Raw genomic sequence first — 12,964 nt, 5'->3', positions numbered from 1 at the left:
CGATTTAAGATTTCAGAACGAAATATAGGTATAATTTTGAAACAGTTTGTTACAAATCTTAACAGCGTATCACAAAGTGCTCTTTGGGTTGTTCTTTTCTAAAGAATACTAATCCCCATTGAAACGTGTCAATAGTAACGGTTACTTTCGGATGATTCTTTATCGCTTCCCATGCAGCTTCCATGTCGGCCGACCAGTGAATATCATCAAAAATCCAAACACTGTCATTAGTAATCGTTGAAAGTAATAATTCGAAATAGTCTAAAGTTGCTTGTTTGGAATGGTTGCCGTCAAAATAAATTAAATTAAAAACAGCACGTTCTGCCTCTAAAGTTTTCAAATACGTCGAAAACTCGGTATTGACATATTGAACGTTTTCCAGCGGTTGCCGTTGCGCTGTGGCTAAAGTATTCGGACACCCTTCTAGAGTAATGATTTTGGCTTTTGGATTTAGCTCCGCTCTGTTCGGCTTCGCCCCGAGTCCCAATGAAAGAGCTGAAGTAGCCAGTCCCAAAGAAGTTCCGATTTCCAGAATGTTTTCCGGTTGAAAATAATTTGTAATTCTGAATAATAATTCGGCCCTTTTACTTGAAATTCCCGCGTTCTTCGCAATTTGATTAATGGCTCGGGTATTGCTTTTAAAAACGCGTGAACCTGCTCCGAAGTCGATAACTTCAATCGTGTTCTTGTTTTGTAAAAGGCTGTTGCGGTAGTTTTTTAATAGGGTATACTCTTGATACTTTTTGGTATCATAAAAACATTTGGTCACTAAGGCAAACACAAACGGCGAATGCACTCCGTGTTCGTTTTTGGAGTGGTAGATGAAATTTAGGTAGGCTCTAATTTGTTGTAACATTTTTAAGTGTTCAGTGTTCAGTATTCAGTGTTCAGAACTGATGACTGACCACTGCTAACTGACCACTATTGTTTTATTCCATTTTTGACGATAATTCAAACCAGCGTTCTTCTTTTGCTTCCAACTTGGTAATAATGGCTTGCAGTTCGTTGGCTTTGGTTGTGATATCAGCATCAGCTACTTTTCCTTCGGCGAATTGGTTCTCAATTTGCTTTTTCTCGTATTCCAAATCCTTGATTTCACGCTCTATTTTGTTGAACTCTTTTTGCTCATTAAAACTCAAACCGGTCGTAGTGGGATTGTTTTGTTTCCAATTGACTTTCTCAGTCGAAACATTGGATAAACCTTTGGGCTCCACCGAATCTTCATAAGCTCTAAAGTCCGAATAGTTTCCTGGGAAATCTTCTATCTGTCCTTCGCCTCTAAAGATGAATAAATGGTCTACAATCTTATCCATAAAGTAACGATCGTGTGATACGACCAACAAGCAACCCGGATAATCCAACAGGAAGCTTTCCAATACGTTCAATGTCACTATATCCAGGTCATTGGTAGGCTCATCCAAGATTAAAAAATTTGGATTCTGTATCAAAACCGTACACAAATACAATCTTTTCAACTCACCTCCACTCAGTTTTTCAACAAAGTCGTATTGTTTTTTTGAGTCAAATAAAAAGCGTTCCAGCAATTGCGAAGCCGAAATGATTTTCCCTTTGGTTAGCGGTATGTATTCGCCGTATTCTTTAATGATGTCAATAACCTTCTGTCCCGGTTTCGGATTGATGCCGCTTTGGGTATAGTAACCCACTTTAATCGTGTCGCCAATCACCACTTTGCCGGAATCGGGCACCATGGTTTTGGTAAGTATGTTAAGGAAAGTCGATTTACCCGTACCGTTTTTACCAATAATCCCGATGCGTTCTCCACGCTGGAAATCATAAGTAAAATTGTCGAGTATGACTTTGTCGTTAAACTTTTTATAGAGTTTGTGTAGCTCAATAATCTTGCTGCCCATGCGCTCCATATTAATCTCAAGCTCTACCACATTTTCTTTTCTTCTGCTTTCCGCGACTTCTTTGATCTTGTAAAAATCATCCTGACGCGATTTGGATTTGGTCGTTCTCGCTTTAGGTTGGCGACGCATCCAAGCCAATTCTTTTACAAATAAGTTTTGGGCTTTGTCTATGGTCGAATTCTCCATGGCAATGCGCTCTTCTTTCTTTTGTAAATAATAGGAGTAATTGCCTTTATAGGAATACATTTTACCGTTATCCAATTCAATAATTTCATTACACACCCGCTCCAAAAAGAAACGGTCGTGCGTGACCATAAATAAAGTGATGTTTTCTTTGGCAAAATAACTCTCCAGCCACTCAATCATCTCTAAGTCCAAGTGGTTGGTCGGCTCATCCAATATTAATAAATCTGGTCTGTTTATGAGAATGATGGCTAACGACAAACGTTTCTTTTGTCCTCCCGAAAGCGATTTCACTTTCAACTTTAAATCGTCCAATTTCAGTTTGGATAATATCTGTTTGAACTGGGTTTCAAAATCCCAGGCATTGTGCCGGTCCATTTCGTCAAAAGCCAATTGGTATTTCTCTTCATCTTCAGGGTTTTCCAAGGCTTTTTCATAACGCTCAATCACGTGCAGTATCTCATTGTCTGAAGCAAAAATACTTTCTTCAATGGTCAACTCGATCTGCAAATTATCTTTCTGCGACAGAAACGCCATCTTCAATCCTTTGCGCATCACCACTTGTCCGGTATCCGGCTCGTCTTCGCCATTGATGATGTTCATGATACAGGTTTTGCCCGAACCGTTTTTGGCAATAAAAGCAATTTTTTGGTCTTTATTAATACCGAAAGAGATGTCCTTAAACAAGGTTCTTTCGCCAAAAGATTTTGATATGTTCTCTACTGAAAGGTAATTCATGGAAACAATTTGAAAATTTGAAAATGAGCCAATTTGAAAATTGGAAGTGTGCAAAAGTACTATTTTAAAGTATTCCATCATTTTCAAATCTTCAAATCCTCAAATTTTCAAATTCCCATATCTTCAAATTTTCAAATCGAACCATTATATTTGCCCAATGCAACTATCAGTTATCATTCTGAATTATAACGTGCGCTATTTTTTAGAGCTCTGTGTCTTGAGTGTGCAAAAAGCCATTCAAAATATAGAAGCCGAAATTATAGTAGTAGATAACAATTCTTCTGATGACAGTTGCACCATGATGCAACAGCGTTTTCCTAATGTCAAGCTCATTCAAAACAAAGAAAACGCAGGTTTCCCCAAAGGCAATAACATTGGGGTGGCCCAAGCCAAAGGCGAATACATTTGCATCCTAAATCCCGATACGGTGGTGGCCGAAGATACTTTTGAAAAGGTGCTGGCTTTCGCCAAAAGTAAAACCGATTTGGGTATCGTAGGTTGCAAACTCATAGACGGCACCGGCAGGTTTTTGCCCGAAAGTAAACGCGGTATTCCAACTCCTTGGGTGGCTTTTACCAAGATTTTCGGCTTGTATAAAATGTTTCCAAAGTCTGCTTTATTTAACAAATATTACGCCCAACATCTTGGTGAAAACCAAACCGGAAAAGTCGAAATTCTCGTGGGGGCTTTTATGGTTATGAAGCGTGAATTGTACAATGAAGTAGGTGGTTTTGACGAAAACTGTTTCATGTATTCGGATGACATCGACTTGAGTTACATGGTTTTGCAAAAAGGAAAAGCCAACTACTATTTCCACGAAACAACGGTCTTGCATTATAAAGGAGAAAGCACCGTCAAAGACGGAACCTACATGAAGCGCTTTCAGGAAGCCATGAATTTCTTTTACCGAAAACATTTTAAAGTCTCATTCTTCTTCTCATTGTTCATGCAAATAGGGATTGTCTTCTTCTCTTTGGTTAAAAGGTTTCAGGGGAAATCAAAATCAAAACTGACACCTCAACAGTATATCCTGATTTCAAATAATGAAGCCACCAAAGAAATAGTGGAACAAAAGCTTCAAAAAAATGCAATCAGAAAAGCCCCTGAAAATGGAAAAATAGTATTTTCGCAAACGATTTCGAAAGGCAAAAACGAAGAAGTAATCTTGGATTTAAACGACATAAGCTTTCGGGAAGCACTCCTTTTTTTGGAGGAAAATAAAAGTAACTCGTTTACTTTTAAAATGTTACCTGCCGGAAGCCATTTTATCATTGGAAGCAACAGCAGTAACGACAGAGGCGAAGTAATTAATTTATAGAAAATCACAAAAATCGCTTTTTCTTTTAGTATTTTTGCAGGCGATTAGAGGCCTGTGGCCGACTAAACGAAGTTAAATAACAAACACAACTTTAGAGTATCAATATGGCAAAGTTTGAATTGAAATTACCTAAAATGGGAGAAAGCGTTGCGGAAGCAACGATTACAAATTGGTTAAAAAATGTAGGCGAAACCATTGCTGCCGACGAAGCCGTTTTGGAAATCGCTACCGATAAAGTCGACAGCGAAGTGCCAAGCGAAGTTTCAGGTACCTTAACCGAAATTTTATTCCAGGTAAATGATGTAGTAAAAGTGGGGCAAACCATAGCCATTATTGAAACGGAAGGCGGTAGCGTAGCTGCTGCTCCGGTTGCCGAAACAGTAGCCGCTCCGGTCGCTGAAGTAGTTAAAACCGTTGAAGCTGCACAGACCATTGCCGCTCCGGCCGACTTCAAATCGTCAGACAAATTCTTCTCCCCATTGGTGAAAAATATTGCTACAGCCGAAGGCATCTCGCTTACCGAATTGGAAAGCATTGCCGGTTCGGGTAAAGACGGTCGTGTGACGAAAGAAGACATTTTAAATTATATCAAAAACAGAGGCAGTCAACCTGCTGCCGCCGCTCCGGCTCCTAAAACAACCGCTCCAATCGCAACTCCGGTTTCGGTAAACGGTGGTGACGAAATTGTAGAAATGGACCGCATGCGTAAGCTGATTTCCGGCTACATGGTGGCGTCAGTACAAACGTCGGCACACGTGCAATCCTTCATCGAAGTGGATGTGACCAACATTGTAAAATGGAGAGACCGCGTGAAAAACGCTTTCGAAAAGAGAGAAGGAGAGAAATTGACTTTCACCCCAATCTTTATGGAAGCCGTGGCCAAAGCGTTGAAAGACTTCCCGGGAATGAATATTTCCGTTGATGGTGAGTTTATCATCAAACGTAAAAATATCAACTTAGGTATGGCGGCTGCGTTGCCAAACGGTAACTTAATCGTTCCGGTAATTAAAAATGCCGACCAATTGAACTTGGTAGGGATGGCCAAAGCCGTAAACGATTTAGGAAACCGCGCCAAAGCCGGTAAACTGAAACCGGACGATACCCAAGGCGGAACCTACACGGTAACCAACGTAGGTACTTTCGGTTCGGTATTCGGAACGCCAATCATCAACCAACCGCAAGTGGGAATCTTAGCCTTAGGGGCTATCCGCAAAGTGCCGGCGGTGATTGAAACACCGGAAGGTGACTTTATCGGAATCCGTCAAAAAATGTTCCTGTCGCACTCGTATGACCACCGTGTGGTTGATGGTGCTTTAGGAGGAAGCTTTGTAAAACGCGTAGCCGATTATCTGGAAGCCTTTGATGTGAACAGAGAATATTAAGTCATAAAATAAATGTATATCAAAACCTTTCAAGCTAATTGAAAGGTTTTTTTTGTTATTATTGTGTTCTTAATTAAAAGCTATGAAACAAAATTTACTTTACTCAGCATTCTTTATTATTCTACTGTGGCAAGCTTCATTTTCACAAACACTTTCATTAGATGCTACCTTTGGAACAGCAGGAAAGGTTACCAATACTTCCGTAACAAGCGGACAAACCATACAATTGCAAAATGACGGGAAAATAGTTTCCTGCTTTTTAGGTGATTTTTCTATTTCGGGAAACGTGAAACTGGCAAGGTTTAATAGTGATGGAACCGTTGATACTACTTTTGGTACAAATGGTTTTGTAAATACGATTATAGTCAATGAAGGAGGGCACACCAATATGATGAAATTACAACCTGACGGCAAAATATTGGTCACCGGAAGTTTTTCTTCAAACGGAAGTTCCAATGCAAGTTATTTAGATTTTTGCACGGCAAGGTACAATACAGATGGTTCGATAGACACTACTTTTGGTACAAACGGTTATGCCATAACGGGTTTTGAAGCGTTAAGTTATGAGGAAGCACAAGTCATAGAGATTCAAAGTGATGGAAAAATTTTGGTGGGTGGTCACAGTCACAAATACTATCAGTCATCCCCTAATTATTCAGCTGATTTTGCAGTAGTAAGGTATTTTCCCAATGGCTCAGTGGATACTTCTTTTGGTATAAATGGCAAATTCACTCATAATTTTGGTACACATACCATTCCTGCTTCAGGAGTTTATTCAAGTGATTTTGCAATTGCTATAAAGATTAATTCCGCTGGTAAAATAATTGTAGGAGGAAGCACAACCGTTGGAGAATCATTAGAAGACTACAGCAATTTAGGCATTATTTGCTTAAATGCAGATGGAACCTTAGATACCACCTTTGGTGACAACGGGCAAACGGTGATTAATTTTGGGGATAAAGATTATTTGACCAACATTAAGCTCACCGCTGAGGATAAAATTATTGCCACATGCGAACACCAATATCAAGTTGACGTTGACAACGATTTCGTAAATATAGGCTTGGTAAGGCTTTTGGCCAATGGCAATCCTGATCCCGATTTTGGAAGCAACGGAATAGTTGTAACCAATAAAAATTCGACCACTTTATGGGATGTAATTTATGATCTCACAGTCCTGCCCAATGGTAAAATTATTTGTGCCGGAGCATCGTGGAATGAAACGGGTTTAGTGGCTAATTTTCTATTAATCAAATTCAACACGGATGGCACTATAGATACTACATTTGATGATGTAGGTTACAAATTGGTGGATTTTGAAAATTCGAATGCTGTGGTTTCCTCTTTTTTAATTCAGCCTGATGGAAAATTTTTGTGCGCAGGAGTAATTGATTATTCAGTTGGTTGTTTTGCCAGATTGGATACAAATGCCTTATCTGTTAACCAGCCTGCAGCCAAATTATTTTCAGTTTACCCCAATCCGTTTTCGGAATCAATTACCATTGAAAACCAAGGAAAAACTTTAGCAAAAAACCGGGTAGAACTTTATGATATCACCGGAAAAAAGATTTTTGAGTATCAATCTGATGAGTCCCAAAGCTATACCATCCCGTTGCAAAAAGAGTTGGCAAAAGGAAATTATCTTTTAAAAATCAGCAATACAGAAGCTGCCGAAACCCTAAAAATCATCAAGCAATAAATACAAACCCTGACGTGAGTCAGGGTTTTCTTTTTCCCATATTTTCAAATATAAAGGCATCAAAAAAACAGCCTTGCTCCGTATAAAGAAAGAGAAGAGGTCAATCTCCTTCACACACCTCTTTACGCTACTTTTTGCCACCCTCTTTTTACTTTTACCAACTTGATTGTATCTTTTATCAACTTGATTCTAAGTTTTACAAACTTAATTGTATTTTTTACCAATTTGATTCTAATTTTTAAAAACTTGATTGTATTTTTTACAAACTTAATTGTAAGTTTTACTAACTTAATTGTAAGTTTTACTAACTTGATTATAATTTTTGTCAACTTGATTGTATCTTTTACAAACTTGACTATAAGTTTTAGAAACTTTGTTGTAAGTTTTACAAATGTACTTTTACTTTTTAACACATTTTTTTTGTCTTTTGCTATACTTACAGTACATTTTGGCTTCCTCATGGTATAATGGCGACATCTCATAGTGCTGTTTTGGTTCCTTATTTTATATCTCGTACTTATTTTGCTCCCTACAGTCAAAAGAGATTAAAAAAAACCAAATCTTTTTAAATTATCGACCAACGGTAACCGCAATATTTTATATTTGTCGACTTAACTTTTTACAATGGAATTAAAACTCAACAGGCCTATTTGTTTTTTCGATTTAGAAACCACCGGAATTGATGTGGCCAAAGATCGAATCGTCGAAATCTCCATTTTTAAAGTCTATCCCAACGGCAATAAAGAAAGCAAAACCTGGCTGGTGAACCCCACAATTCCCATTCCGGCAACTGCTACAGCCGTACACGGAATCTCCAATGAAAAAGTGGCTAACGAGCCAACATTCAAAGAGCTGGCGGGTCAGGTACATGCCATGATAAAAGATGCAGATTTGGCCGGATTCAATTCAGACCGATTTGATATTCCGCTATTGGCAGAAGAATTGCTGCGCGCAGAAGTCGACTTTGATATGAAGAACAGAGTCTCTGTTGATGTCCAAACTATTTTTCACAAAAAAGAAGAACGAACCCTTAGTGCCGCCTACAAGTTTTATTGCAACGGGAACCTCGATAATGCGCATTCGGCAGAAGCCGATACCATGGCAACCTACGAAATCCTGAAAGCACAACTCGATCGTTACAACGATTTAGAGAATGACATGAAATCATTATCCGAGTTCACCACCCGAAAAAAATCAGTTGACTTTGCCGGTTTCATTGCGCTGAATGCCGAAGGACAGGAAATTTTCACCTTCGGAAAACACAAAGGAGCCTTGGTAGATGAGGTTTTAGATAAAGAACCGGGCTATTTCGGTTGGATTCAAAACGCTGAATTTCCCTTGTATACAAAGAAGGTTTTAACCGGAATAAAATTGAGAAAACTAAACAATAAATTCAGTTAATTTCAATATACGGTATGAAAATCATCTGCATCGGAAGAAATTACGTCAAGCATATCGAGGAACTCAACAATGAGCGTCCTGACGAACCGGTTATTTTTCTCAAACCGGATACTGCCGTGCTTTCGGACAAAACAGCCTTTGTCATTCCCGAATTCAGTAACGACATTCACCACGAAGTAGAAATTCTGGTCAAGATAAACAAGGTGGGTAAATACATCGATGCTAAGTTCGCACACAAGTATTACGACCAGATAGGATTAGGAATTGATTTCACAGCAAGAGACCTCCAGGCCAAACTCAAAGAAAAAGGGTTGCCTTGGGAAAAAGCCAAAGCTTTTGACGGTTCAGCGATTATTGGTGACTTTCTTCCGAAAAATGACTTTGTTTCAACGGAAAATATTACTTTTGAGTTGACCAAAAATGGTGAATCGGTGCAACAAGGAAATACCGAACACATGCTTTGGAAAATTGATGAGATTATAGCACATGTTTCGCAGTATTTTACGCTTAAAACAGGAGATATTATCTTCACAGGAACTCCGGAAGGCGTCGGAAAAGTAAGCCCTGGCGATGTTTTGGAGGGATTTATAGAAAATAAAAAAGTATTAAGATTACACATTAAATAATGGCAATTAACTACAACCTAGCAAAAGTTTACGCGCTTTCAGACAATGATCCCGAATTTGTGATGCAAATCATTACGTTGTTTGTGACCGAAGTACCCGAAGACATGAAACAAATTGATTTGGGCATCAAAGAAAAAGACCATAAATTAGCATACAGCTATGCCCATAAAATAAAACCAACACTGGATTTATTAGGGATGTCGGTAGCATTTGAAGAAATTCTTCAGGTGGAGGCTTGGACCAAAAGAGAAGGCAAACGCAAAGAAATTGTTGATACCTTCGCCAGTATTCAAAGTCAGGTTGACAAAGCCGTTAAAGAAATCAAAAAGGACTTCGAGATCTAAAACAGTAAGCGAATAGTTCGAAAAATAGCGGATTATAGTAATGGCGATTTTCTGTTACTGCCACGTTTCTTTCTGAAATAAGGAGATGACATTATAACCGTTACTGTTGCGCTTTACGTTTAGAAATTCTTAAAAATTCCAATGCTTAAATTGAAATGAAAGCTACCATAGTTACTATTGGCGACGAAATCTTGATTGGGCAAATTGTGGATACCAATTCCGGGTATATTGCAAAAGCTTTAGACCGAATTGGAGTGCAAACCCAAGAGATGCTCTCTATCTCAGATGATAAACAGCACATTTTAAATACCTTCACCCAACTTCAGAATCAATCTGATTTGGTTATCATAACCGGCGGACTCGGCCCAACTAAAGACGATATTACCAAGAAAACGTTTTGCGAATATTTTGAAGATACCCTGGTAGTTGATCCCAGAGTGGAATCGCATGTTATTGAATTGATAGAGGGTTTCTACAAACGACCAATTACACAGTTGAATCGTGACCAGGCCTTAGTTCCGTCCAAGTGTACAGTGCTGTTCAATCAGATGGGAACGGCCCCCGGGATGTGGATGAAAAAAGAAAATACCATCTTTATTTCATTACCCGGAGTGCCTTATGAAATGAAATATATAGTCGACAATGAAATCGTTCCCAGAATCGTGAAAGAATTCAAACGACCTTATATCATTCATAAAACCTTAATGACTTACGGCCAAGGCGAAAGTATGATAGCCGAACGAATAGAAGCTTGGGAAAACAACTTGCCCGAATTTATCAAATTAGCCTATTTACCGGCTCCGGGAAGGGTGCGCTTGCGACTCACTGCTCGAGGGGAAAACAAAGAACTTCTGGAGCAAGCCATTCAGGAAAATGTGGCATCAGTAACTCAGATTATCGGAGATGTTATAGTCGGTTTTGAAGAAGAAGATACGATAGAAGTTGTCCTTGGAAGATTGCTTGCGCAACAGGGAAAAACCATAGCCACGGCAGAGAGTTGCACCGGAGGTAAAATAGCCCAAATGTTTACCGCTGTGGCAGGTGCATCACAATACTTCAAAGGTGGTGTGGTGACGTACTCCAAAGAAACTAAAATCAATATCTTAGGGGTTGAAGAAGCTCTGATAGAACAGTTTGATGTGGTGAGTGCTGAAGTAGCCGAAGCGATGGCTTTGGCAGTGCAAAAAAAGTTGAAAACAACCTATGCGATAGCCACTACCGGAAATGCCGGACCAACATCTGAAGCCGGAAAAGCCGAAGTTGGCACTGTTTTTATTGCGTTGGCTACTCCGAAGGAAGTTTTGGTAGAAGAGTTTAATTTTGGACAACCACGTGAAAAAGTGATAGATAGAGCGTCAAATAAAGCCTTTGAAATACTGCAGAAAGAAATTTTGAAAAATCTGCAATAATTTTTTTGTTACAATGATTTATTTTCCTTAAGTTTGCACCCTGATTTTGAATAACGATAAAAGAAAAGCATAATGTCAAGAGTTTGTGACCTTACAGGTAAAAGAGCGATGGTAGGAAATAACGTTTCTCACGCTATGAACAAAACTAAGAGAAAGTTTTCTGTAAACTTAGTTAAAAAACGTTTCTATCTTGCTGAAGAAGACAGATGGATTACGCTTAGAGTAGCGGCATCTACAATTAAAACAATCAATAAAAAAGGTTTAGCCGCTGTATTGAAAGATGCAAAAGCTAACGGATTCATTGGTTAATTCGTAACCTATTAAAAATAAAGTAAGATGGCAAAGAAAGGTAATAGAATACAAGTTATTTTAGAGTGTACAGAGCACAAAGCAACTGGTTTACCAGGAACTTCACGTTACATCACCAAGAAAAACAAAAAAAATACTCCGGACAGATTAGAGATTAAAAAGTTTAATCCAATCTTAAAGAGAATGACTGTTCACAAAGAAATTAAATAATTAGAAGTTTTTATACTGAAAATTTCAAAATACATTTAAACCATGGCAAAGAAAACCGTAGCAACGTTACAAACCGCTTCAAAAAGATTAACCAAAGCTATTAAGATGGTGAGATCTCCGAAAACAGGTGCATACACTTTTGTGGAAAGCATTATGTCTCCGGAAGAAGTAGATAGTTTCTTGACAAAGAAATAATTCAACAAACTCTATATATCAAAGCTACTTTCATTCGGAAGTAGCTTTTTTATTTTTATATTTGCTTCGCCAGTTCGCCTCGTTACCAAACGAGGCTCGAGTGCCGCATAAATTTTCGAATTTCAATCCGTTACCATGAGTTTTTTCAAAAGAATATTCTCCTCCGAGAAAAAAGAAACCCTCGATAAAGGGTTAGAACAAACTAAAACTTCCTTTTTTTCCAAACTGACAAAAGCTGTTGCCGGTAAATCAAAGGTGGATGATGAGGTTCTGGATAATTTGGAAGAAGTGTTAGTATCCTCTGATGTAGGCGTAAATACCACCCTGAAAATTATCGAACGTATTGAAGAACGTGTGGCCAATGACAAATACCTGGGCACCGATGAACTCAATCAGATTCTTCGTGAGGAAATTGCGGGTTTGCTTTCGGAAACTAAATCAGGTGAAGAGAGTGAATTCAACATTCCGGCTAATAAAAAACCGTATGTAATTATGGTCGTTGGTGTAAATGGGGTTGGAAAAACAACCACCATTGGTAAATTGGCCTATCAATTCAAAAAAGCAGGATTCAAAGTAGTGTTGGGAGCTGCTGATACCTTCCGTGCTGCTGCGATTGATCAATTGCAGATTTGGGCTGATAGGGTAGGCGTGCCTATTGTAAAACAGCAAATGGGAAGTGATCCGGCTTCTGTGGCTTTTGATACGCTGCAAAGTGCCGTGACTCAAAATGCTGATGTCGTGATTATCGATACAGCAGGGCGTTTACACAATAAAGTGAATCTGATGAACGAATTGACTAAAGTAAAACGCGTCATGCAAAAAGTGGTTGAAGATGCTCCTCATGATGTGTTATTGGTTTTAGACGGTTCAACCGGTCAGAATGCCTTTGAACAAGCCAAGCAATTCACTGCTGCAACCGAAGTAAGTTGTCTTGCGGTAACCAAGTTAGACGGTACTGCTAAAGGCGGAGTGGTGATTGGAATATCTGATCAATTCCAAATTCCGGTGAAATACATCGGAGTAGGAGAAGGTATTGAAGATTTACAGGTTTTTAATAAATTTGAATTCGTAGATTCGTTTTTTAAATAAAAGCATATGAATAAAATGGTACACTTTTTTAAAGAAGCCTCAGCTGTAAAGCTTATAGTGATTAGTATTGCAATAGCGGTGTTATCCTATTTCATTCAGAAACCATTACCCAATATTTTTATGGGATTGCGTTTGATCGCATTCCTTTTGTTTGTCTACGGTACCATTCGTTTACTAAATAAAAAATAGT

The 12,964-nt window shown here is 38.7% G+C and carries 14 protein-coding genes; 12 read left to right on the top strand and 2 right to left on the bottom strand.

The window, feature by feature from the left end; all coding sequences use genetic code 11:
* Positions 1 to 58 precede the first annotated feature (58 nt).
* Positions 59 to 856, bottom strand: a complete 798-nt coding sequence (locus ACSVH6_RS08940; protein WP_438077641.1) for an O-methyltransferase — start codon at positions 854 to 856, stop codon at positions 59 to 61.
* Between the two features lie 73 nt (positions 857 to 929).
* A complete protein-coding gene (locus ACSVH6_RS08935) occupies positions 930 to 2,792 on the bottom strand; it encodes an ABC-F family ATP-binding cassette domain-containing protein (protein ID WP_438077639.1) in 1,863 nt (620 codons plus the stop codon).
* Positions 2,793 to 2,949: 157 nt separating this feature from the next.
* Between ACSVH6_RS08935 and ACSVH6_RS08930 the strand changes: the two genes are divergently transcribed.
* The 12 genes from ACSVH6_RS08930 (at position 2,950) to ACSVH6_RS08875 (ending at position 12,963) form a co-directional block, all read left to right on the top strand.
* A complete protein-coding gene (locus ACSVH6_RS08930) occupies positions 2,950 to 4,110 on the top strand; it encodes a glycosyltransferase family 2 protein (protein ID WP_438077637.1) in 1,161 nt (386 codons plus the stop codon).
* Between the two features lie 104 nt (positions 4,111 to 4,214).
* Positions 4,215 to 5,492: a dihydrolipoamide acetyltransferase family protein gene (locus ACSVH6_RS08925; protein WP_438077635.1), complete on the top strand. Its 1,278-nt coding sequence runs from the start codon at positions 4,215 to 4,217 to the stop codon at positions 5,490 to 5,492.
* A gap of 82 nt (positions 5,493 to 5,574) precedes the next feature.
* Positions 5,575 to 7,191, top strand: coding sequence for a T9SS type A sorting domain-containing protein (locus ACSVH6_RS08920; protein ID WP_438077633.1), 1,617 nt, complete (start codon positions 5,575 to 5,577; stop codon positions 7,189 to 7,191).
* Positions 7,192 to 7,815: 624 nt separating this feature from the next.
* Positions 7,816 to 8,592, top strand: a complete 777-nt coding sequence (locus ACSVH6_RS08915) for an exonuclease domain-containing protein (protein WP_438077630.1) — start codon at positions 7,816 to 7,818, stop codon at positions 8,590 to 8,592.
* A 14-nt stretch (positions 8,593 to 8,606) separates the two neighbouring features.
* Positions 8,607 to 9,218: a fumarylacetoacetate hydrolase family protein gene (locus ACSVH6_RS08910; RefSeq protein WP_438077628.1), complete on the top strand. Its 612-nt coding sequence runs from the start codon at positions 8,607 to 8,609 to the stop codon at positions 9,216 to 9,218.
* Positions 9,218 to 9,562, top strand: coding sequence for an Hpt domain-containing protein (locus ACSVH6_RS08905; protein ID WP_438077626.1), 345 nt, complete (start codon positions 9,218 to 9,220; stop codon positions 9,560 to 9,562). The genes ACSVH6_RS08910 and ACSVH6_RS08905 overlap by 1 nt, the downstream gene beginning before the upstream one ends.
* A gap of 155 nt (positions 9,563 to 9,717) precedes the next feature.
* Positions 9,718 to 10,971, top strand: a complete 1,254-nt coding sequence (locus ACSVH6_RS08900; RefSeq protein WP_438077624.1) for a CinA family nicotinamide mononucleotide deamidase-related protein — start codon at positions 9,718 to 9,720, stop codon at positions 10,969 to 10,971.
* A gap of 72 nt (positions 10,972 to 11,043) precedes the next feature.
* Entirely contained in the window at positions 11,044 to 11,280 is a 237-nt protein-coding gene (rpmB, locus tag ACSVH6_RS08895; protein WP_169524749.1) for a 50S ribosomal protein L28, read from the top strand.
* 27 nt (positions 11,281 to 11,307) lie between these two features.
* Positions 11,308 to 11,490 carry a 50S ribosomal protein L33 gene (rpmG, locus tag ACSVH6_RS08890; protein WP_112112007.1) on the top strand — a complete coding sequence of 61 codons (183 nt, stop codon included), beginning with the start codon at positions 11,308 to 11,310 and terminating at the stop codon, positions 11,488 to 11,490.
* A 42-nt stretch (positions 11,491 to 11,532) separates the two neighbouring features.
* Positions 11,533 to 11,685, top strand: coding sequence for a DUF4295 domain-containing protein (locus ACSVH6_RS08885; protein WP_438077622.1), 153 nt, complete (start codon positions 11,533 to 11,535; stop codon positions 11,683 to 11,685).
* A 135-nt stretch (positions 11,686 to 11,820) separates the two neighbouring features.
* On the top strand, positions 11,821 to 12,774 hold the full coding sequence (gene ftsY / locus ACSVH6_RS08880) for a signal recognition particle-docking protein FtsY (protein WP_438077620.1): 954 nt from the start codon (positions 11,821 to 11,823) through the stop codon (positions 12,772 to 12,774).
* Between the two features lie 6 nt (positions 12,775 to 12,780).
* On the top strand, positions 12,781 to 12,963 hold the full coding sequence (locus tag ACSVH6_RS08875; RefSeq protein WP_438077618.1) for a hypothetical protein: 183 nt from the start codon (positions 12,781 to 12,783) through the stop codon (positions 12,961 to 12,963).
* The last annotated feature ends 1 nt before the right edge of the window (position 12,964 follow it).

It is taken from the genome of Flavobacterium sp. XGLA_31, assembly GCF_051547105.1.
In the GTDB taxonomy this organism is placed as follows: Bacteria; Bacteroidota; Bacteroidia; order Flavobacteriales; family Flavobacteriaceae; genus Flavobacterium.
Note: the sequence above shows the minus strand (reverse complement) of the source record. Positions and strands in the feature narration are given on the sequence as shown.

Bases quoted from the DNA above. Each gene is read 5' to 3' on its own strand.
- ACSVH6_RS08940 (WP_438077641.1), bottom strand. From the start codon at position 856: ATGTTACAACAAATTAGAGCCTACCTAAATTTCATCTACCACTCCAAA.
- ACSVH6_RS08935 (WP_438077639.1), bottom strand. From the start codon at position 2,792: ATGAATTACCTTTCAGTAGAGAACATATCAAAATCTTTTGGCGAAAGA.
- ACSVH6_RS08930 (WP_438077637.1), top strand. From the start codon at position 2,950: ATGCAACTATCAGTTATCATTCTGAATTATAACGTGCGCTATTTTTTA.
- ACSVH6_RS08925 (WP_438077635.1), top strand. From the start codon at position 4,215: ATGGCAAAGTTTGAATTGAAATTACCTAAAATGGGAGAAAGCGTTGCG.
- ACSVH6_RS08920 (WP_438077633.1), top strand. From the start codon at position 5,575: ATGAAACAAAATTTACTTTACTCAGCATTCTTTATTATTCTACTGTGG.
- ACSVH6_RS08915 (WP_438077630.1), top strand. From the start codon at position 7,816: ATGGAATTAAAACTCAACAGGCCTATTTGTTTTTTCGATTTAGAAACC.
- ACSVH6_RS08910 (WP_438077628.1), top strand. From the start codon at position 8,607: ATGAAAATCATCTGCATCGGAAGAAATTACGTCAAGCATATCGAGGAA.
- ACSVH6_RS08905 (WP_438077626.1), top strand. From the start codon at position 9,218: ATGGCAATTAACTACAACCTAGCAAAAGTTTACGCGCTTTCAGACAAT.
- ACSVH6_RS08900 (WP_438077624.1), top strand. From the start codon at position 9,718: ATGAAAGCTACCATAGTTACTATTGGCGACGAAATCTTGATTGGGCAA.
- rpmB (WP_169524749.1), top strand. From the start codon at position 11,044: ATGTCAAGAGTTTGTGACCTTACAGGTAAAAGAGCGATGGTAGGAAAT.
- rpmG (WP_112112007.1), top strand. From the start codon at position 11,308: ATGGCAAAGAAAGGTAATAGAATACAAGTTATTTTAGAGTGTACAGAG.
- ACSVH6_RS08885 (WP_438077622.1), top strand. From the start codon at position 11,533: ATGGCAAAGAAAACCGTAGCAACGTTACAAACCGCTTCAAAAAGATTA.
- ftsY (WP_438077620.1), top strand. From the start codon at position 11,821: ATGAGTTTTTTCAAAAGAATATTCTCCTCCGAGAAAAAAGAAACCCTC.
- ACSVH6_RS08875 (WP_438077618.1), top strand. From the start codon at position 12,781: ATGAATAAAATGGTACACTTTTTTAAAGAAGCCTCAGCTGTAAAGCTT.